An 18401-nucleotide genomic window follows, 5' to 3' on the forward strand; every position below is an offset into this window, starting at 1 on the left:
CTTATCCCCCGTCACGCAACCATGCCGCGCTGGATGAACTCGGCGACCAAAAGCAGGACATAGAGGCCAAACAGTGCCCCGGTTCCACCGGCCAGCCAAACCAGCTTCTTTTTCCGATCGAGATGCCTTTCGGGCGTCACGACCTCCGTAATCGAACCGATAACCGGCAAGCCGCTCGCCCGTTCCAGCTTCGCAGCCGTCGAATAGCTTGCCCGCACCTGAGAGAGAGCGAAAGCCCCGCCGACCCCGGCGCCGATCCCCGCGAACAGCACGAGGGTCAGGAACAGCGGGCGGTTGGGTGCCGCGGGGCTCGTCGGTTTGGACGGCGGATCGAGCAACTCAACCCGAATTGCGTCGGTTTCCGTCTGAACCTCGCCGCGGATACGTACCTGTTCCCGCTGGGAGAGGAGCTTGTCATACTGAGCCTTCAGCGCATTATACTCACCATTAATGCGATCATATTCGGCCGCGATCCCAGGATTTTGGATTTGCTGGGTGGTGATCTTCGAAATGTCACCCATCAGCTGCGACTTGCGCGCCGACAGAGCGCTGACGGTTGCCTGCCGCTCCGCCCGCATCGCGGCAAGCGAAGCATAGGCGGGGTTCTGCGCATTGCCGCCGCCGTTGCCGCCGGAGCCTTCGCGATCGGCCTGCGCCTTCAACGAGGCGATCTGGCTCTTGATCGCAATCACGTCAGGGTGGGCGTCGGTCAGCCCTCTGGCGCGCATCGCCGACAGTTCGGCCTGCGCCCCCGCCAGTTGCTGACGCGCGACACCGCCACCGGTCGATCCGATCCCGGGGACGTTAATCGTCGCCGGGGTCGAGGCGAGCTGACCGTTCGCGGCCGCGAGCGCGGCCTGCGCGGCGACGAGCTGCGAGTCGATCTGGCTGATCTCGGCACGCGCGGCCTCCACACGCTGTGCGGGGGAACCCGTACCGCCTGGAATCAGGCCGATATTCTGCGCCTCGAAGGTCGCCCGGCGCGCTTCGAGGTCGCGCAGGGCCTTTTCACGGTCGGCAATCTGTGCATCGAGGAACTTCAGCCCTTCGCGGGCATCGATCCGTCCACCGCGCAGCTGATCGTCCCGAAAAACGGTGATCAGGCTGTCGAGCACCCCGGCCGCGAGCTTCGCATTGTCGGCATCGGACAGGCTGCTGACCGCGATGCTCGAGGTGATTTCAAAGATATTATCCTGCTGCGGCTCGACCTTGATGCTGGTGCGCAACATGCCAACCGCTCCCGCCTTTTCGCGTTCGCTTGCGCCGGCGGGGACGAGCCCCGTCGTTACGGCAACCTTTTCCAGGTTGCGCGTGCTCGTCAGCGTCTCGCGTATCTGGTCGAGTTGTTGCCGCCCGCCGAAGCTGGGCTGCGCATCGTCGGGCAGGATCTGGTTGACGTCGACCAGCAGCCGCGCCCGCGAATCATAACGGTTGGGAATCGAGGCAATCGCCAGCCAGCCGAGGATACACACGCCCCAAGCGATCGCCAGCACCAACCACCGGCGCGTCCAGACGCTGTGCAGCGCCACCCGGATTTCGTCGTAAAGGCCGTTCATCGTCTGGTATCAATCCTTGGCTGTCGGGCGTCGGGGAGCGGCTTGCGCGCCGTCAGAACATGCTTTCCGGGATGATGATCACGTCGCCGGGCTGCAAGCGGACATTCGCCTTGATATCGCCCCGCTTGATCAGATCGTTCAGCCGCAGCGCATATTCCTTCTGCTTGCCTGTTCCCTTGTCGAAACGGACGAGCCGCGCCTTGTTGCCGGCGGCATATTCGCCGAGCCCGCCAACTGCGATCATCGCGTCGAGCACCGTCATATTGGCACGAAACGGGATCGATGCGGGCTTTTCGGTGGCACCGACCACACGAACCTGCTGTGAAAAGGTACTGTTGAAGCTGGTAACGATCACGCTGACGATCGGATCGGTGATATATTGCCCCAATTGCAGCTTGATATCCTGCTGCAACATCGTCGGCGTCTTGCCGACGGCCGGCATATCGGTGATCAGCGGCGTGGTGATGCGCCCGTCGGGCCGCACCTGGACCTTTCCGCCGAGTTCTGGGTTGCGCCACACGAAAATCTGGAGCTCGTCGAGCGGGCCGATGATATATTCCTCACCCGGCCCTTCGCGATTTTCGACGAAGTTCGCGCTGGGAAGTTCCGGCGCGGCCGTGCCGGCTCCCATGCAGCCGCTCAGCGCGGTCGCCACAATGCCCGACACCAACGCGACACGCGCGACGCGGAGGGAGAAAGAGGAAGCCATATTCATCAACCTTTCGAGCGACCGGCGGTGCCGCATCTGATCATCGGGCGCGCAACAACCATTGCGTCAGGGTCCGCCATTGCTCAAAAAGGGTGAACATACCGTTAGTATTGAGACTTTTTCGGATCGCGCCGATGCGATTCCGTCCCAATGCGGAACAAAAGAGCCCTAGACGAGCATTTCGCAGGCCGGCCCCTGCCCCAGAAATGCGGCGGGACTAGCCGATGCTCCATAGGCGCCCGCCTGAAAAATCGCAACCAGATCACCAACTTCGGCGCGTGGCAACGCGACCTGATCACCCAATCGGTCGAGCGGCGTGCAAAGGCACCCGACGACGGACACGGTTTCCGCCGGAGCGGCGTCGAAGCGATCCGCCACCGCGATCGGATAGTTGCGACGGATCACCGTCCCGAAATTCCCGCTGGCCGCAAGCTGATGGTGCAGGCCGCCGTCGGTGACGAGGAAGGTCTCGCCATGACTGATCTTTCGGTCAACGATGCGGGTAAGATAGACCCCTGCCTCGGCCACCAGCCAACGGCCAAGCTCCATCGCGAAACGGCTTTTCGCCAGCATCGGGTCCCGCGCCCTAAGCGTAGCGGCCAGAGCCTGCCCCACCGCACGCGCGTCAACGGGATGGTCGCCCGGAAAATAGGGGACGCCCATTCCCCCTCCCAGATTGACGAGCGGCGGCACGGCGCCTGCTTCGCGCGCCAACCGCGCCGCGAGCTCCACCGTCTGTCCCTGTGTTTCCGCGATCGCATCAGCATCAAGTGCCTGCGAACCCGAAAAAATATGAAAGCCTCGCCAATCGGCACCGCGATCGATCAGCCACCTGACGAGTTCGGGGACGGCGGCGGCATCGATCCCGAAGGGCTTTGCACCTCCCCCCATTTTCATTCCCGACCCTTTCAGATCGAAATCGGGATTAACCCGCACGGCCAGCCGCGGTGTCACGCCGAGCCGTGCGCCGATCGCAAGCGCTCGCTCAGCCTCTCCCGCCGATTCCAGATTGAGCGTAACGCCGGCAGCGATTGCAGCCTCGAGTTCGCGGTCGCGCTTGCCTGGGCCGGCAAAGCTGATGTCCGCCGCAGCCATGCCACTATCCAGCGCCGCCGTGAGTTCGCCGCCCGATGCAATATCGAACCCATCCACGATAGCCGCCATGACGCCAAGCAACGGCGCAAAAGGATTGGCTTTCATTGCATAGTGAAGCTGAACGCCATCGGGCATCGCCGCGCGCCATTCCGCAACGCGCGCGCGCATCATTGCACCGTCATAAACGAACAACGGCGTGTCGCCGGCTACCGCGACAAGGTCGTCGGCCCGGCGGTCGCCGATCATCAACATGCCGTCGCAGTCGGCGGAAAAGCCGGGAGGAATCGGACCATGAGGCTTCATGCCGCAGTTGCCTTCGTCCAGTCAGCGGCGATCATCACCCGGTCCAGCTTGCCATTGGGATTACGCGGAAGGGCATCACGCCATACGACCGCCTGCGGTTGCATGAAGTTGGGCAAGCTTTGCCGCATATGCGCTGCAAGCGCCTCTTCGGCAGCGGGTTGATGCTCTTCGCCCTTCCCCCGCACGATCAAGATGATCGCAGCCCCCAGCCGATCGTCGGGAACACCGAAGGCAACGGCCTCGTAAACAAGACCCGAAGCCACCGCCGCCTCTTCTACCTCGGTCGGACTGACGCGGTTGCCGGCAGTCTTGATCATGGCATCGTCGCGCCCGACGAACGTAAGCAGGCCATCGCGATCACGGCGCACCGTGTCGCCCGACCATACCGCAATTCCGCCATAGCGCGACGCTGGCGGCGCCGGTCGGAAGCGCTGCACCGTCCGTTCCTTATCCTGCCAATAGCCCTGAGCAACCAGCGGGCCACAATGGACCAGTTCACCGGGTTCGTCATCGGCGCAGACCGTGCCGTCGGGGCGGCACACCAGAATCTCCGCATGCGGAATGGCGCGCCCCATGGATGTCGGATGGTCGGCCACCAGCGCCGGGTCGAGGTAGGTGGATCGAAAAGCCTCGGTCAGCCCGTACATCGGGTAGATGTCGGCACGCGGAAACAACCCGCGCATCGCATCTATCAACGAGGGGGTCAGCGCCCCACCGCTATTGGTCAGCCGCCTGAGGCAAGCCGCCGTTTCCGCCGGCCATTTGCTTTCGACAAGCTGGACCCACAGTGGCGGCACCCCCGCAAGCGTCGTCGCCCGGTGCCGCGCCACCGCCTTTACAACGTCGCGCGGGGCCAGATAGTCGAGCGGCGCCACCGCCGCCCCAGCGTACCAGGTCGATAGAAGCTGGTTTTGGCCGTAATCGAAGCTGAACGGCAATACGCCCAGTACCCGATCATCCGGCGCGATCTTCAGATAGGAAGCAACGCTGTCGGCACCGAGCCAGAGATTAGCATGGCTCAGCATCACACCTTTGGGCCGCCCCGTCGAACCGCTGGTATAAAGGATCGCGGCAAGGTCACCGGGCGCAGCCGCCGATGGCGGAAGGCCCGGAGCATCCGCGTCGATCGCCGCCTCTGCCGCTCGCAAGTCCACAAAACCTGCGCCTGTCGGCTGGGCCGCGCCCAGCGTTTCGGCGCGCGCCGCATTGGTGATCAATAGCGCTGCGCCGCTGTCGGCCAGGATATGCCCGACCTGCGGCGCCTTGAGCAGCGGGTTGACCGGCACATGGATGAGCCCCGCCCGCGCGGCGGCCAGCGGCATCAGGCAAGCAAGGCGTGTCTTCGCGCTCCAGGTCGCAACCCGCGCGCCCGGTCCCCCTGCCCGTTCGCGCAGCCAGGCCGCAAGACGCGACACGCCGGCTTCAAGCTCGGCAAAAGCAACCTCCCGATCGCCGAGCAATAGCGCAGGCGCATGAGCGTCGCCACGCAGGGCGAGATGGTCGATCGGGTGCGACATCGGGTTTCCGGCTTTGGTCATCGGCTGTTAGGAGAATGGTGATAGAGGGCCGCAGCATGCAAGGGAACGGTGAACATCCCGCTAATAATAACGCTTCATCCGTCACGGCACCGACGGAGCGCTTCGCCTCGCCCTTCGATCGCGCGGCATGGTTCGACCTGCTGACCGCACACGGATTTGCCGGTGCAGGACGCGCCGATGCCCGCGGCGCAGAGGGAGAGACGAGCGCCCATTTGCCGCTGCGCATCGAAACGCCGGGACATTTCGCGGCCCTCGCCAATTGGTATAGTTTTTCGATCCGCCCGCTGTTCATTGGCGACGGCAACCGTGACGCGGCCCAGCTCGATTTGTTCCGAAAGTTGCGCGCGCGCGCGACCCGACTGACGCTGTATCCGGTGTCCGACGCCGAAAAGGACGGCATCGCGGCTGCCCTGCGGTCAGCGGGTTGGTGGGTGCACACCGCACCGAAGGGCGACCGCCACTGGCTCGACCTTAAAGGCATGAGCCATGACGACTGGTGGAACAGTCGCCCTGGAGCATTGCGCAGCACTGTTAGACGCAAAGAAAAAAAGGGCATCGTCGACGTCGCGCTCTACACCACCTTCGATGCAGAAGCCTGGGCGGCCTATGAGGCCATATATGCGGCCAGCTGGAAACCAGCCGAAGGGTGCCCGGCGCTGCTGCGCGCCTTTGCCCAGGACGAAAGCAAGCGCGGTACGTTCCGCATGGGGCTCGCCCGCATCGAAGGCACGCCGGTCGCCGCACAATTCTGGACCGTCGAGGGCGGCACGGCCTTCATTCACAAGCTCGCCCATACCGAAGACAGCATCCGAGCCTCTCCCGGCACCTTGTTGTCAGCCGCCTTGTTTCGGCATGTTATCGAGGTGGACGGCGCCGTTCGCGTGGACTTCGGCACCGGCAACGATGGCTATAAGCGCGACTGGATGAATCGCCACGAACCGCTGTGGCATATCGATGCTTTCAATCGGGCACGCATCGCGGCATGGGGACCAGCGTTAAAGACGTTTGTTCGCTCGGCAATCGGGCGCAAGTAAGGATTGTTACGTGACCGATCATGTCGATGCCAATCTCCGCGCCCTGCTCGCCGACGTTCTTGGCCTGGGTGACGAACGCGCCGCCGCACTGACAAGCGACAGCGGCCTGTTCGGCGAACTTCCCGAGTTCGATTCGATGGCGGTCGCCACGGTGCTCACCGAAATGGAGGATCGACTGAACATTCTGATCGACGACGATGACGTCGATGGCGAGATTTTTGAGACATATGGCAACCTGCTCGAATTTGCCGAGCGCAAGATCCGCGGCTGAGCCGGAAAGCGGTCTATGGGCGAATATCATCTTCGCATAGGCCCCGATGCCTCCCCGCACGCGACGATCCTTTTCGTCCCGCCGCTGTTCGAGGAGGCCAACCGAACACGGCGAACCATCGTGCAGGCGATGCGGCTTCTTGCCGAACATGGATTGCTGACGATCCTGCCCGACCTGCCGGGACAGAATGAAAGCCCGACCCCGCTGGTCGATGTCGATTTGTCATGCTGGCAGCAAGCCCTGGCGGACGTGGCACGCGGCACCGACGGCCCGCTGATCGTGGCGTCGTTCCGCGGCGGCTGCCTGATCGACCATGGCGCCAAGGCCGATGCCTGGTGGCGCCTGGCGTCGGTCGGCGGCGCATCGTTGCTGCGCACTCTGCTGCGCGCCCGCGTTGCTGCGGACCGCGAAGCCGGAATTGCCTCATCGCTGGACGGCCTGCAGAACCGCGCGGCAAACGAACCGCTGCTGCTCGCCGGCAATCTTCTGTCGCCGGCAATGCTGGCCCAACTCGCCAGCGCACAGGCCCAGCCAGTCGAACCCTTGCGGAGCATCGGCCTCGGGCCCGATGGCGTTGCCGGGACATCGCTGTGGCTACGTGCCGAACCCGGCGAGGACCGGGCCATGGCTGCGGCGATCGCGCACGATATCGACGCATGGGGGCGCTCGTGCGGCATCATCTGACCTTCCTTTGCGAAGGCGCAACACTCGCCGCGACATTGGACGCCGCACCCGGCACCAGCGGCCTGCTGATCCTATCGGGCGGCAATGAGATCCGCAGCGGCGCGCACCGCGGCATGGCGATGCTGGCGGCGCGCGTCGCAGCGGCGGGTCATCCCGTCTTTCGTTTCGACCGGCGCGGCATTGGCGACAGCGAAGGCGATAATGGCGGATTCAAAAGCAGTGCTCCCGATATTAACGCCGCGATTGCCGCCTTTCGCGAAACGGCGCCGCAATTGGTACGCGTCGTCGCCTTCGGCAATTGTGACGCCGCAAGCGCACTACTGCTGCACCAGCCGCTATCGCTCGATGCTTTGATTCTCGCCAACCCATGGTCTTATGAAAGCGGTCCCGACAGCGACAATCAAACAGATACCCCCGCCCTGCCTCCAGCGGCCGCTATCCGTGCGCGCTATCTTGCGCGCCTCAAAGACCCGAAGAGCCTAGTTCGACTGTTGAAAGGCGATGTCAATTTCGGAAAGCTGGCGCGCGGCCTCGCTGCCCTCGGCCGACGCAAATCGGCTGCAACGCCCGATAGTTTGCCGGCGCGGCTCGACCACGCGATAGCGACACTTCCCTGTCCAGCGACGATCCTGCTCGCGACCGGGGATCGCACTGCACAAGCCTTTGTGGCCAATTGTCAGCCAGCCGATGTGCCGACCGAGCGGATCGACAGCCGGTCTCACAGCTTTGCCGGTGCCGACGCAGAATGGCTCGCGACGCGGATACTGACGATGCTCTAGGTCGGCAGGTAACCACCGGTCCAATGAAGGGCCGGCGAGATAGCAGCCGGCACCTTCAGTATTGTTCGCTAGCCAGCCAAAGCCAACCGATCCGGTCACGTCCGCCCGCAGAGGTTGGTACTATGCGTCCGCCATTGCGTGAAATTCCGCCTCGGCCAGAAAGCGTTCGGCGTCCAGCGCCGCCATGCATCCCATACCAGCCGCCGTCACCGCCTGACGATAAACCTTGTCGGTCACATCGCCTGCCGCAAACACTCCCGGAACCGCCGTTAGCGAGGTGCCCGGCGTTACGACGAGATAGCCGTCATCGTCGAGCGGCAGCTTGCCCTTGAACAATTCGGTTGAGGGGCTGTGGCCGATGGCGACAAAGCCGCCATCGGTCGGCTCATGGCTTGCCTCTCCGGTCACCGTGTCGATCAGATCGACCCCGACGAGTCCCGCCGTGCCTTCGCCGCCGACGAACCGTTCGACCTGCTTGTTCCAAAGCACCTTGATCTTCGGGTTGGCGTGCAGGCGGTCCTGCAATATCTTTTCGGCGCGCAGGCTATCACGGCGATGGATCAGCGTCACATCGTCGCTGTGGTTGGTCAGATAGAGCGCCTCCTCGACCGCAGTATTGCCGCCGCCAATCACCACGACCTTTTTGCCGCGATAGAAGAAACCGTCGCAGGTGGCGCAGGCCGATACACCCTTGCCACCCAATTCCTGCTCGCCCGGCACGCCGAGCCATTTCGCCTGCGCGCCGGTGGCGATGACGAGCGTCTCGGCAAGATAGATGTCGCCGCCGTCGCCGGTCAGTTTGAACGGTCGCTGCGAAACATCGACATCGACGATCGTATCCCAGATCATCGACGTTCCAACATGCGTGGCCTGTGCCGTCATCTGTTCCATCAGCCAGGGCCCCTGGATCACTTCAGCAAAGCCCGGATAATTTTCGACATCGGTGGTGATGGTCAACTGGCCACCGGGCTGCAGCCCCTGAACTACGATCGGGTTCATTCCGGCGCGCGCGGCGTAGATGGCGGCGGAAAGTCCCGCGGGGCCGGAGCCGAGAATGAGCATCTTGGTGTGATGGGTGGTGGGCATGACGATCCTTAACAGCGGCGAACTAATGCCTAAATGGGTGTTGCCAAGCGCGCTAGCAAGGGACAGGCTGCGCGCCAAGAGGGAGCCAGCGTGACATCGAAAGACCTGACGGACGACACGGCCCCGGCAGAGCGACGCCGTGCCAACTGGAAATTTGTGGCGGCCATGATCACTGCGCTCGCCGCCGCGCTCGCTGTCTATCTGCTTGCCGAGGCAGGTTCTGGTGGTGCGATCGGCTATGCGCTGATGGTCGTGCTGCCGGCGACGCTAACCGCCTTTGTCGCCTGGGCCGGCAGCGCGCGGCGCAGCTGGTCACGCACGACCTTCTTGATGGTGCCGTTGTGGCTGGCACTTGCCGCCACGGCAATCGGTGCGATTTTCCTGCGTGAAGGGGTCGTGTGCCTGGTAATGGTCCTGCCGTTCTGGATCGGGTTCGGCTATATCGGACTCTGGCCCGTCTATCTCTATCGTCGCAGCCAGCGACATGTCGATCCCGCGACCTTTCGTGCGCACGTGATGCTGCTGCTTCCCTTTTTCGCGCTGCTTGTCGATCAGCATATCGCGCCACCGCGCGAGACACGGACCGTCGCAAGCGAGATCATTGTCGATGCAGCGGCTACGACCACCTGGTCCCACCTGCTGGCCATTCCGGCCATTGCGTCCGACGAAGGGCGCTGGAACATCAGCCAGGACCTGCTGCGCCTGCCGCGCCCGGTTGCAGCGCACCTGTCGGGCACCGGCCCAGGAGCGGTGCGCGACGCGCGCTGGCAGGACGATATCCGTTTTCAGGAAATCGTTACCGAATGGCGGCCAGGCGAAGCGCTGGAATGGCGCTTCGCCTTTCCCGACCCGTCAATCCATGAGCGCACGGACCGACATATCGAACCCCACGGTCGGCACCTGTGGGTCGATAGTGGCGGCTATCACCTGACCCCGCTGCCCGACGGCAGGACAAAAATTCGGCTGTGGACTCGCTACCATATTGCCACGCCATTCAATGGTTACGCCGCCTGGTGGGGAGAGCGGATATTGGGCGATATCCAGAACAATGTTCTTGCCATCGTGGCGGGGAGGATCGACGACGGGCGCGGGGGAGGCAAGCGATGAGCAATTGGTGGGACAGGCACGGTGTACCCAGGCTGATCAAATGCGCCTGCTCGCAGGGCCAGATCATGAAGGCACGCAGTAAGGTCGTCCCCCATGCAAGAGGCGACGTGCTCGAGCTCGGCTGCGGCGGCGGCATCAACATGGAGTTTTACGACTGGCCTCGCATCGCCAGCTTTGCCGGGCTTGACCCCTCCGCCGAGCTGTTAGACATGAGCCGAGCGGCAGCCGCCGCCTATGGGGTGGACGCCGACATTCGTGGCGGTGTCGGCGAGGCCATGCCCTTTGACAGCGGCAGTTTCGATACCGTCGTCACCACTTTCACTCTCTGTTCGGTGACCGATCAGGCCGCCGTCCTTTCCGAAATTCGTCGGGTTCTGAAGCCCGGCGGGATCGCATTGTTTCTGGAGCATGGCCGCGCCCCGGACGCAGGCGTTGTCAAATGGCAGGGACGGATCGAGCCGGTATGGAAGCGTATCGGCGGCAATTGCCATCTGACGCGCTCAATCGCGGAGGCCTATGGAGGAGCGGGTTTTGCCGTCGACCGGCAGGGCGCCATGTACATGCCCAAGACCCCGCGCCCTTTCGGATGGATCGAATATGGAGCCGCGCAGCTGAGCCAGCGCTGACAAAGGCCAAAGACGATGCGCCTCAGCGCAGCGTCATAGTATCGCCCTCGACTTCAACCGCATCCAGACGCGACAGATAGCTTTGCCCGAGCAGCGAAACGCCCATGTCGGCATCAATCACCGCCGCCTGGACCCTGCGCACCTCGACCCCGTCGATATCGATACGGTCAATCATCACCGGGCGTAGCGGCACGACGCCGCCCGCCGTACTGGCGCGGCCGCCCACCGGCAGGCGATCGACATCTATCCCGATTGCCTCTGCATCGCCGCGGGTCAGCGCGACAATCGACGCGCCGCTGTCGACCAGCATACGAACGCGCGTGCCATCGACATCGGCGTCGGCATAAAAATGCGAATCGGCCGCGCGGCCCAGCCGAACCTCGCCCGAACGCATCGTCTGGGACGACGGCCGATCCTGTCTGGACGATGGCTTGGTCCAATTGTCGTGATTTTCGGTCGTCGCCGAAACAGTCTCACGGCCTCCTGTATCGGCCGTACGACCCGCGAGGTGCGCCATGCCGACCGACAGCGCGGCGATCAACGCCGCCAAGCCAAGAAAGCGCCCGATCATGGCACCGCATCGCATATCGAGGTTTGGGATTGGTTAATCCGGCTCGCGGATCGTTCGATTTTCCGGGAAAATTTCGTAGTGCGCCACCCCATCCGCACCGATGAATATCCGTGCGCAAACATAAGGACGCCCGGCGGCGTAACCGCCATCGCCGGAAGATATCGGCCACAGCTTGCGTTCGGCGGTCAAGGAGGGCCCTGCGCAGGCCAGCCCGGTAACCGTTTGCTCTATATCTTCCGCATTGCCAGCGCGGCTGTCGGCATCCGCCCACGCCGGTTCGCGCCATCCGAAATACTCAACGGCAACATCGCCCGTTTTCGGCAAAGCAGCGCTCAGCGTGTCGCCCTCCGTCAGCGCCGCGACCCGTTTCGTCAGTTGATCCTCCGGCAGGGCAACGCCGTCCACCTGCCCCAGAAAGTCACGCAAAGCCACTTCGTCACGATGGCGAAGCGCAACCAGCAAAGGCGCAAATGCCGCGGCAAGCCGGTCGCGCGCGCCTCCCCTTTGGATCGCAGACAGGTTGCCCAGATCAGGCCGAGCCAAGCGAGCTGGAATACGAACGAGGTCGAGTTTTCCTATCTCGGCGACGGTCTCTGCCTTTAGGACATATCCTTTATAGTAATGGCAAAAGCCGCCGAGGAATGGAACGCCCCCCGCTGCGACAACCCGATCATAGATGGCCTCGCAGCTGTCGATGCGGCCCGTGGCCCGGATGATCGCCGGATCGAGGTTGAGGTCGCGGCCATATAGGCCCAATATCGCGCCGGTGCTCGAAAAGTCATTGTAAATAGACTGTTGGCGATAGCGAGCCTCGTTGCCAGCGTGGACAAAAATACCTATCGCCCAACCATCGACCGTGACGCATTTGCCAATTGCAGCGTCGCCAAGGCCGATCACCTCCGGTATTGTCGTTTCCACGCTTTCCGCAGGGACGCAGGCCCGTTCTTTTTCTTCGTTCTTCTCCATCGCCAGTGCGGGCGCGGCCATAGACACGGAAAGCGTTCCCGACAAAAGAAAGAGAAGCCGCTTCATTCGTGCGTCCTTTCCCACCAGCTGGGTGTAATGGCGCTGGTGATCGCTTCGACTCGCCGATGCTCGATCGACCAGCCAAGTTCCGGATAGGCAATCAGTTGCCGCTTTTCATCGGCTTCTGACAGCGGCACCACAATCAGCCGCCGGTTCACCTTTTGCCGCCAGTTCATCCGGGCCGTATTTTCCTGCCCGACGTAACACCCCTTCGCGAAACTAACGCCGTTCAACTCCGCTGCGTTGCATTCGAGCCACAATGTCGTGCCGTCGCCCAGCTCCGCGCGCCCTTCGGTCACGCCGAGCGACAGGCGATGAGCGCGCCACGCGGCATCCGCGCAGTTCCCCTCTCCCGGGGGGGCAAGCCAGCGCTGGCCGAGATCGGGCAAACGCGGATCGACGACACCCAGGTCGCCTTCTCGCGCCCAGTGGACCGCCACATCATCATCGCGAGCGATGGTAATCGCACGTCGCAACCGGTACAATGTCAGCCGCCTGGCCAAATCGTCCGCGGCCACCCGTTCACAGTCGATGAGAATATCGTCCGCATCGGCCCAAATCAGAAAATCGAACAGCGCCTTGCCCTGCGGCGTCAGCAGCGCGGCCCACACCGGCAAATTCCCGGCAACATCGTTCGTCACCAACCCTTGCAGAAACCCGCGGACGTCTTCGCCCGACAGACGGAGAATTGCGCGATCGTGAAGGGTGGTATTGGCCATGACGATAATCTAGGGACGCGGCAGCCAAAGCCAAGCCCGCAAAACGAATGAGTACGCCATGACCGAACGCCTGACCATCCGTCGCCCCGATGACTGGCATGTCCATCTTCGTGACGGCGCCATGCTGGCGCATGTCGCGCCCTATACGGCGCGCCAATTTGCCCGCGCGATCATCATGCCGAATCTGGCACCGCCGGTAACGACCGTGTCCGAGGGAATCGCCTATCGTGAACGGATTCGTGCGGCAGTGCCGACAGGGATGGACTTCACGCCGTTGATCGTCGCCTATCTGACCGACGCAAGCGATCCAGAGGAAATGGCGCGCGGCCATGCCGAAGGCGTGTTCACCGCCGCCAAACTTTATCCCGCCCATGCGACCACAGGCAGCGCGCATGGCGTGACCGACATTGCCAACATCCGCCGCGTGCTGGAAAAAATGCAGGATATCGGCATGCCCCTGCTGATCCACGGCGAAGTGACCGACCATGATGTCGACATTTTCGACCGGGAAGCCGTTTTCATCGACCGCACGCTGGCGCCGCTTGTCCGCGAAATGCCGGCGCTGAAGATCGTGTTCGAGCATATCACCACCGCGGAAGCCGCGCAGTTCGTTGCCGACGCCCCCGCCAATGTCGCCGCGACAATCACTCCGCAGCATCTGCATATCAACCGCAATGCGATGCTTGTAGGGGGCATCCGTCCCCACGCCTATTGCCTGCCGGTCGCCAAGCGCGAACATCACCGGCTTGCGGTGCGCGCCGCGGCCACATCGGGTTCGTCAAAATTTTTCCTTGGCACCGACAGTGCGCCCCATGCCGCGCATACCAAGGAATCGGCATGCGGCTGCGCAGGCATTTTCAACGCGCCCTTCGCTCTCGAATCCTATCTTGCCGCCTTTGATGAAGACGGCGCGATTGATCGTTTCGAGGGCTTTGCAAGCGAGCATGGCCCGCGTTTCTATGGCCTGCCGCTGAATGAGGGCACCGTGACACTCGAGCGCACGCCCGTGACCGTCCCGGACCGGATCGGCGAAGTGGTTCCGTTCCATGCGGGTGAAACGCTCGGCTGGCGGATGACCTGAAGCCACCCCGCCGTAATTGCGGAGGGGCGACCTAGGGCGTCGGAGGGATTTTCTGCGCTCGCGATTTTTGCCACATGTCGAAGCTGAAGATCGCAACGCTGATCCAGATCAGAACGAAGCAGAAAAGCTGGGCGGGTTTCAACGGTTCGTTGAAAACGAACAGTCCGATCACAAGGGCAATGCTGGGCGCCAGATATTGGGTGAAGCCAAGCACCGCATAGCTCATGCGCCGGGCGGCGGTCGCGAACAGCAGCAACGGCACCGCCGTCACGACCCCCGAAGCGGCGAGCAACAAGCTGGTCGAGACGTCCGATCCAAAACCCCGTCCGTCGCCAATCCATAGATAGTAGGCGGCAGCGACAAACACGACGGGAAGCAACACCGTCGTTTCGACCGACAGTCCCGGCAATGCCCCCACCGGCACAATCTTGCGGATCAATCCATAGGTTCCAAAGGACAGCGCCAGCGTCAAGCTGATCCACAATGTATCCAGCGCCCCGGCCAGCAATATGGCGACGCCCAACGCCGCCACCGCGACCGCCACACCCTGTAAGCGCGACAGACGTTCCCCCAGGAACAACATGCCAAGCAGGACATTGATCAGCGGGTTGAGATAATAGCCAAGGCTGGCGGCGAGCACATGGTCGGTAAAGACCGCATAGATGTAGACGAGCCAATTCCCCGCGATCAGCAAGGCGCTGGCGAGTAGCATCCGTAGAACGCGCCAGTCCGCAAGCGCTGCCAGATACTCGCCAAGCTGGCGTCGGAACGCCATGATGACGAAACAAAGCGGCAGCGACCAGATAACCCGCTGCGCCAGCACCTCTCCGGCCGGGACATTTTCCAAGAGCTTGAAGAACAGGGGAACAACGCCCCATATCCCATAGGCAGCAAGCGCATAGGGCAAGCCGTTCTGACTGCCCCCGGAAGGGGCCGGACGCTGTGACATGATATCGCCTTTTGCGGGAGCGTCAGATGATGCCGCCACCCAACATCAGGCGGATGACACCGACAACGATGACGACGATATTGAGATTGCGTCCGGCATTGCTGTCCGACATCGCCCCCAACGCCAGACCGACGACGGCGAAGGGGATAATCACCCAATTGGCCCACCCCAGCAGCGGGATGAAGGCCACAAGAGCCAGAAGGAGCGCGACCGCTCCGATCACGAGCGAGACGATGTTCAACATAGGGCAACATGTCGCATGGCTCTCGACAGGCGGCAAGCGCTTTTCGGTTCATCGACGCCAGCACTCGGCTGATCTTGTTGCCCTAGGTTCATGCAACACAAGGCAAATTTCACTCGTTCTCCCCACGAAGCGGTCGATCCATAAAGAGATCGAAACGCGAGACCAGGAAAGGATAAGCCATGAACATGTTTGCCAAAGGCCTGATGAGCGCGGCCGTTACCGCAGGCGTAGCCATGACCGCTCCGGCATTTGCCGGCGTTCCCACCGACGTGCGGGCGCCTGGCTTCAACAAGCTGGAAACGACGAGCGAATATCATCGCAAGCGCAAGAAAGATCGCCGCTATTATGCGCGCGACGAACGCATCGACCGCGACACACGCATCTGGCGCGGCAATGATGGACGTTATTATTGCAAGCGCGACAATGGCACCACGGGCCTGTTGATCGGCGGCGCGGTGGGCGGCCTTGCCGGCCATGAAATCGCCGGGAATGGCGACAAGCTGCTCGGCACGATTATCGGTGCGGGCGCCGGCGCACTGATCGGCCGCGAGATCGACCGCGACAAGTACCGCTGCCGATAAAATCCAACAGCTTTGTCACGCGTGCGAGGGCTCCCCCCTCCTCCCGCACCTGTGACGGAAGAGGGCGCCCACCTTTGCGGGCGCCCTCTTGTCATTTAAGGGATGGGGAGCGCGCAGACCAACGACGTCGCGGGCCCGTCACACCTTGCCCTGCCCGCCGACTTGCCCCAAAGGCATAGTTATCCGTCCTCCCCAATGCCCTTCTTGGAAAGGATCGCCATGCTCAACGGCCCTCTGCTTGTCACCGAGCGGTTGATCCTCCGCCCGCCCGCCGCCGAGGATTTCGACGCATTTGCCGCGATGTGCACTGAAGAGGAGACAATGCGCTTCATCGGCGGCGCTTGCTCGCGATCGGCGGCGTGGCGGCAATGGTGCACCCTTGCCGGTGCATGGCACATTCGCGGCTTTTCGATGTTTTCGGTTATCGAACGCAGTACCGGCGAATGGGTCGGGCGGCTGGGCCCATGGGAACCCGACGGCTGGCCAGCCCCCGAGGTCGGCTATGGTGTCCGCGCCAGTTTCGCGGGCAAAGGCTATGCGTTCGAAGGGGCCGTCGCGGCCTGTGATTTCGCCATCGAATTCCTGAAATGGCCGCAACTGATGCACTGCATCGATCCCGCCAACACGCGGTCGCAAGCGCTTGCCAAACGACTTGGCGCGGCGAACGCTGGCGCGACGCGCCTTCCGCCCCCCTTTGAAACGGCGCCAGTCGATGCCTGGACCCAAAGCGCAGATCAGTGGCGCCAAAAGCGCAAGGAATTTTAGATATGACGGACCGTTTCGTCGATCCCGAACGCGCCCAATTCGACGCTTTCAAGGCACTGCCGCGCGACACGCCCATTCATATGCTGAACCTCGTCCGGTTCAAGGCGCACGCCACATATCCCTCCGATCACCCGCTGGCCGCCAAACAATTGAGCGGCGCGCAAGCCTATGCGCGGTACGGACAGGATAGCGGGCCAATCTTTCAACGGGTCGGCGGCAGCATCCTGTGGCGGGGCGCCATGGAGGCCATGCTGATCGGTCCGAGCGAGGAATATTGGGACGCGATCTTTGTGGCCCAATACCCCAATTCCGGCGCCTTCATGGAGATGGTAACCGATCCGGTATATCGGCAGGCGGTCGTGCACCGGCAGGCGGCTGTCGAAAGTTCGCGGCTTATCCGCTGCGGATCCGGCGCGTCTCGCTCCGGTACAGTTTTTGGATAATAAATCCTTACCCATTAACGATTTTTGCTCACATCTTCTTAACCGTTCAACGGCAAGCCAGATCAGAGATTAAGGGAGTGTTAGCGATGATGTTGCGCGGAAAATGGTTGGTTGCAGGGCTGCTGGCCGCCACAATGGGGCTCGGCGGATGCCGCGACAATCCGGACAACAAAGCCGAACTGACACCGCTTGACGACGGACTGACCGACGCCGACCCCGCGATCAAGGGGGCGCTGGAAGACAAGATCATGGTCGACCCCAAGCTGACCGGCCAAGCAAACCAGAATGCCGCAGGCCCCGGCAATCGACCGGTCGATGGCGGAGTTCCCGGAGCGCCGGGCGGCAAGGCCGCGACCGTCGCCGAAGCAGCGGCGGCGCTGAAAGCCGGCAAACTGCTGACCGCCCCCAGGGCATTACCCTTCGAGGAGAATTGCGACGGGTGCGAAGCAAAGAAAAAACCGGTTACGATCGGCGCGCTCGCACGCGAACAATCCAAGGGCGCATGTGATGCCAAGCTGACCTATGGCAATCAATGGGCAGATCGCCTGCCTGCGGCTTTCAAGGTCTATCCGCGCGCTACTTTACGCGAAGCGGCGGGAATTGCCGGCGGCAAATGCAATTTGCGCGTCGTCAATTTTCAGACTGCCGCGTCGATCCAGTCCGTATTCGACTATTATCATACCATGGCGATCCGCGCCGGTTACACGAGCGACCATCGGCTGCGGGACAATGAACATATGCTCGGTGGCACAAAGGGCGATCTGGCCTATGTCATTTTTGCACGCCGCGACGGCAATATGACAGACGTCGATCTGGTCGCCTCCGGCGGCAAATAGGCCGCCTGCCGGTACAACCGCACACTCGCGCCGGAGCGCCCGGCGGCTACGCCGCGACACGGCTGGAACGCGAAGTCAGGCCAACCGAAAAAGGCTCCGGGAAACCGGAGCCTTTTTCACTTTCAGGGGAAGATACAGAGCGTCAGATTTTGTCGCCGAGAGCCCCGGCAATATCGCCTTTCAAATTCTGCGCCTCGCCCTTGCGCTCCTGGGCTTCGCCTTCGGCCCGCAACCGTTCATTGTCCGTCGCCTTGCCGATCGCTTGCTTGGTGTTGCCGGCAGCCTCATTTGCGAGACCCTTGGCCTTTTCCTTGAGTTCACCCATCGGCTTTCTCCTTGCTTTACAGAGGCCTGATCGCCTCATGTATCATCAACGAGCGCGAACTGGTGGATGTTCC

22 protein-coding genes are annotated in these 18401 nt (G+C 62.6%); 11 read left to right on the forward strand and 11 right to left on the reverse strand.

The window, feature by feature from the left end:
• Window positions 1–11: 11 nt before the first annotated feature.
• The 4 genes from U0S50_RS12095 to U0S50_RS12110 form a co-directional block, all read right to left on the reverse strand.
• The gene (locus tag U0S50_RS12095; protein WP_322309016.1) at window positions 12–1556 is read right to left on the reverse strand and encodes an XrtA system polysaccharide chain length determinant; all 1545 of its coding nucleotides are present in this window, start codon (window positions 1554–1556) and stop codon (window positions 12–14) included.
• A gap of 52 nt (window positions 1557–1608) precedes the next feature.
• Entirely contained in the window at window positions 1609–2265 is a 657-nt protein-coding gene (locus tag U0S50_RS12100; protein ID WP_322309017.1) for an XrtA/PEP-CTERM system exopolysaccharide export protein, read from the reverse strand.
• 168 nt (window positions 2266–2433) lie between these two features.
• A complete protein-coding gene (locus U0S50_RS12105; RefSeq protein ID WP_322309018.1) occupies window positions 2434–3663 on the reverse strand; it encodes a pyridoxal-dependent decarboxylase, exosortase A system-associated in 1230 nt (409 codons plus the stop codon).
• Window positions 3660–5201, reverse strand: coding sequence for an acyl-CoA ligase (AMP-forming), exosortase A system-associated (locus U0S50_RS12110; protein ID WP_322309019.1), 1542 nt, complete (start codon window positions 5199–5201; stop codon window positions 3660–3662). Before U0S50_RS12110 ends, U0S50_RS12105 begins: the two co-directional genes overlap by 4 nt.
• 35 nt (window positions 5202–5236) lie before the next feature.
• Here U0S50_RS12110 and U0S50_RS12115 point away from each other — a divergent pair, with 35 nt between their 5' ends.
• The 4 genes from U0S50_RS12115 to U0S50_RS12130 are packed head-to-tail and all read left to right on the forward strand — an operon-like array spanning window position 5237 to window position 7969.
• Window positions 5237–6235 (forward strand): GNAT family N-acetyltransferase, encoded by a 999-nt coding sequence (locus U0S50_RS12115; protein ID WP_322309020.1) that lies wholly within the window; start codon window positions 5237–5239, stop codon window positions 6233–6235.
• 10 nt (window positions 6236–6245) lie between these two features.
• Entirely contained in the window at window positions 6246–6506 is a 261-nt protein-coding gene (locus U0S50_RS12120) for a phosphopantetheine-binding protein (protein ID WP_322309021.1), read from the forward strand.
• Window positions 6507–6521: 15 nt separating this feature from the next.
• Window positions 6522–7190, forward strand: a complete 669-nt coding sequence (locus tag U0S50_RS12125) for a hypothetical protein (RefSeq protein WP_322309022.1) — start codon at window positions 6522–6524, stop codon at window positions 7188–7190.
• Window positions 7175–7969, forward strand: coding sequence for a hydrolase 1, exosortase A system-associated (locus tag U0S50_RS12130; protein WP_322309023.1), 795 nt, complete (start codon window positions 7175–7177; stop codon window positions 7967–7969). Before U0S50_RS12125 ends, U0S50_RS12130 begins: the two co-directional genes overlap by 16 nt.
• Before the next feature lie 120 nt (window positions 7970–8089).
• Here the strand turns inward: U0S50_RS12130 and trxB are convergent, their stop codons facing one another.
• Window positions 8090–9055 (reverse strand): thioredoxin-disulfide reductase, encoded by a 966-nt coding sequence (gene trxB, locus U0S50_RS12135; RefSeq protein ID WP_322309024.1) that lies wholly within the window; start codon window positions 9053–9055, stop codon window positions 8090–8092.
• A 90-nt stretch (window positions 9056–9145) separates the two neighbouring features.
• On the opposite strand from trxB, the gene U0S50_RS12140 reads away from it, so the two are divergent.
• Window positions 9146–10162 (forward strand): hypothetical protein, encoded by a 1017-nt coding sequence (locus U0S50_RS12140; protein WP_322309025.1) that lies wholly within the window; start codon window positions 9146–9148, stop codon window positions 10160–10162.
• Window positions 10159–10788, forward strand: coding sequence for a class I SAM-dependent methyltransferase (locus U0S50_RS12145; protein WP_322309026.1), 630 nt, complete (start codon window positions 10159–10161; stop codon window positions 10786–10788). Before U0S50_RS12140 ends, U0S50_RS12145 begins: the two co-directional genes overlap by 4 nt.
• Window positions 10789–10810: 22 nt before the next feature.
• Here the strand turns inward: U0S50_RS12145 and U0S50_RS12150 are convergent, their stop codons facing one another.
• From U0S50_RS12150 to U0S50_RS12160, 3 genes are read right to left on the reverse strand one after another with little or no spacing between them, the layout of a single operon-like run.
• Window positions 10811–11359, reverse strand: coding sequence for a retropepsin-like aspartic protease family protein (locus U0S50_RS12150; RefSeq protein ID WP_322309027.1), 549 nt, complete (start codon window positions 11357–11359; stop codon window positions 10811–10813).
• Between the two features lie 33 nt (window positions 11360–11392).
• On the reverse strand, window positions 11393–12391 hold the full coding sequence (locus U0S50_RS12155; protein WP_322309028.1) for a hypothetical protein: 999 nt from the start codon (window positions 12389–12391) through the stop codon (window positions 11393–11395).
• Entirely contained in the window at window positions 12388–13104 is a 717-nt protein-coding gene (locus tag U0S50_RS12160; RefSeq protein ID WP_322309029.1) for a folate-binding protein, read from the reverse strand. The genes U0S50_RS12155 and U0S50_RS12160 overlap by 4 nt, the downstream gene beginning before the upstream one ends.
• Before the next feature lie 58 nt (window positions 13105–13162).
• On the opposite strand from U0S50_RS12160, the gene pyrC reads away from it, so the two are divergent.
• Window positions 13163–14185: a dihydroorotase gene (pyrC, locus tag U0S50_RS12165; RefSeq protein ID WP_322309030.1), complete on the forward strand. Its 1023-nt coding sequence runs from the start codon at window positions 13163–13165 to the stop codon at window positions 14183–14185.
• A 31-nt stretch (window positions 14186–14216) separates the two neighbouring features.
• Here pyrC and rarD read toward each other — a convergent pair whose 3' ends face one another.
• Together rarD and U0S50_RS12175 are read right to left on the reverse strand one after the other, a co-directional pair.
• Window positions 14217–15134, reverse strand: coding sequence for an EamA family transporter RarD (gene rarD / locus U0S50_RS12170; RefSeq protein ID WP_322309031.1), 918 nt, complete (start codon window positions 15132–15134; stop codon window positions 14217–14219).
• Between the two features lie 22 nt (window positions 15135–15156).
• Complete coding sequence (locus tag U0S50_RS12175) at window positions 15157–15378, reverse strand: hypothetical protein (RefSeq protein ID WP_322309032.1); 222 nt, start codon at window positions 15376–15378, stop codon at window positions 15157–15159.
• Between the two features lie 179 nt (window positions 15379–15557).
• Here U0S50_RS12175 and U0S50_RS12180 point away from each other — a divergent pair, with 179 nt between their 5' ends.
• The 4 genes from U0S50_RS12180 (at window position 15558) to U0S50_RS12195 (ending at window position 18003) form a co-directional block, all read left to right on the forward strand.
• On the forward strand, window positions 15558–15959 hold the full coding sequence (locus U0S50_RS12180; protein WP_322309033.1) for a glycine zipper 2TM domain-containing protein: 402 nt from the start codon (window positions 15558–15560) through the stop codon (window positions 15957–15959).
• Between the two features lie 219 nt (window positions 15960–16178).
• Complete coding sequence (locus U0S50_RS12185; RefSeq protein WP_322309034.1) at window positions 16179–16724, forward strand: GNAT family N-acetyltransferase; 546 nt, start codon at window positions 16179–16181, stop codon at window positions 16722–16724.
• Window positions 16697–17167: a DUF1330 domain-containing protein gene (locus U0S50_RS12190; protein ID WP_322309035.1), complete on the forward strand. Its 471-nt coding sequence runs from the start codon at window positions 16697–16699 to the stop codon at window positions 17165–17167. The genes U0S50_RS12185 and U0S50_RS12190 overlap by 28 nt, the downstream gene beginning before the upstream one ends.
• Window positions 17168–17253: 86 nt before the next feature.
• The gene (locus U0S50_RS12195) at window positions 17254–18003 is read left to right on the forward strand and encodes a hypothetical protein (protein WP_322309036.1); all 750 of its coding nucleotides are present in this window, start codon (window positions 17254–17256) and stop codon (window positions 18001–18003) included.
• A 142-nt stretch (window positions 18004–18145) separates the two neighbouring features.
• Here the strand turns inward: U0S50_RS12195 and U0S50_RS12200 are convergent, their stop codons facing one another.
• Window positions 18146–18328 (reverse strand): CsbD family protein, encoded by a 183-nt coding sequence (locus U0S50_RS12200; protein ID WP_322309037.1) that lies wholly within the window; start codon window positions 18326–18328, stop codon window positions 18146–18148.
• Window positions 18329–18401: the final 73 nt, after the last annotated feature.

This window comes from Sphingopyxis sp. (assembly GCF_034380315.1).
Lineage (GTDB): Bacteria > Pseudomonadota > Alphaproteobacteria > Sphingomonadales > Sphingomonadaceae > Sphingopyxis.

Bases quoted from the DNA above. Each gene is read 5' to 3' on its own strand.
- U0S50_RS12095 (WP_322309016.1), bottom strand. From the start codon at position 1,556: ATGAACGGCCTTTACGACGAAATCCGGGTGGCGCTGCACAGCGTCTGG.
- U0S50_RS12100 (WP_322309017.1), bottom strand. From the start codon at position 2,265: ATGGCTTCCTCTTTCTCCCTCCGCGTCGCGCGTGTCGCGTTGGTGTCG.
- U0S50_RS12105 (WP_322309018.1), bottom strand. From the start codon at position 3,663: ATGAAGCCTCATGGTCCGATTCCTCCCGGCTTTTCCGCCGACTGCGAC.
- U0S50_RS12110 (WP_322309019.1), bottom strand. From the start codon at position 5,201: ATGACCAAAGCCGGAAACCCGATGTCGCACCCGATCGACCATCTCGCC.
- U0S50_RS12115 (WP_322309020.1), top strand. From the start codon at position 5,237: ATGCAAGGGAACGGTGAACATCCCGCTAATAATAACGCTTCATCCGTC.
- U0S50_RS12125 (WP_322309022.1), top strand. From the start codon at position 6,522: ATGGGCGAATATCATCTTCGCATAGGCCCCGATGCCTCCCCGCACGCG.
- trxB (WP_322309024.1), bottom strand. From the start codon at position 9,055: ATGCCCACCACCCATCACACCAAGATGCTCATTCTCGGCTCCGGCCCC.
- U0S50_RS12145 (WP_322309026.1), top strand. From the start codon at position 10,159: ATGAGCAATTGGTGGGACAGGCACGGTGTACCCAGGCTGATCAAATGC.
- U0S50_RS12150 (WP_322309027.1), bottom strand. From the start codon at position 11,359: ATGATCGGGCGCTTTCTTGGCTTGGCGGCGTTGATCGCCGCGCTGTCG.
- U0S50_RS12155 (WP_322309028.1), bottom strand. From the start codon at position 12,391: ATGAAGCGGCTTCTCTTTCTTTTGTCGGGAACGCTTTCCGTGTCTATG.
- U0S50_RS12160 (WP_322309029.1), bottom strand. From the start codon at position 13,104: ATGGCCAATACCACCCTTCACGATCGCGCAATTCTCCGTCTGTCGGGC.
- pyrC (WP_322309030.1), top strand. From the start codon at position 13,163: ATGACCGAACGCCTGACCATCCGTCGCCCCGATGACTGGCATGTCCAT.
- rarD (WP_322309031.1), bottom strand. From the start codon at position 15,134: ATGTCACAGCGTCCGGCCCCTTCCGGGGGCAGTCAGAACGGCTTGCCC.
- U0S50_RS12175 (WP_322309032.1), bottom strand. From the start codon at position 15,378: ATGTTGAACATCGTCTCGCTCGTGATCGGAGCGGTCGCGCTCCTTCTG.
- U0S50_RS12180 (WP_322309033.1), top strand. From the start codon at position 15,558: ATGAACATGTTTGCCAAAGGCCTGATGAGCGCGGCCGTTACCGCAGGC.
- U0S50_RS12185 (WP_322309034.1), top strand. From the start codon at position 16,179: ATGCTCAACGGCCCTCTGCTTGTCACCGAGCGGTTGATCCTCCGCCCG.
- U0S50_RS12195 (WP_322309036.1), top strand. From the start codon at position 17,254: ATGATGTTGCGCGGAAAATGGTTGGTTGCAGGGCTGCTGGCCGCCACA.
- U0S50_RS12200 (WP_322309037.1), bottom strand. From the start codon at position 18,328: ATGGGTGAACTCAAGGAAAAGGCCAAGGGTCTCGCAAATGAGGCTGCC.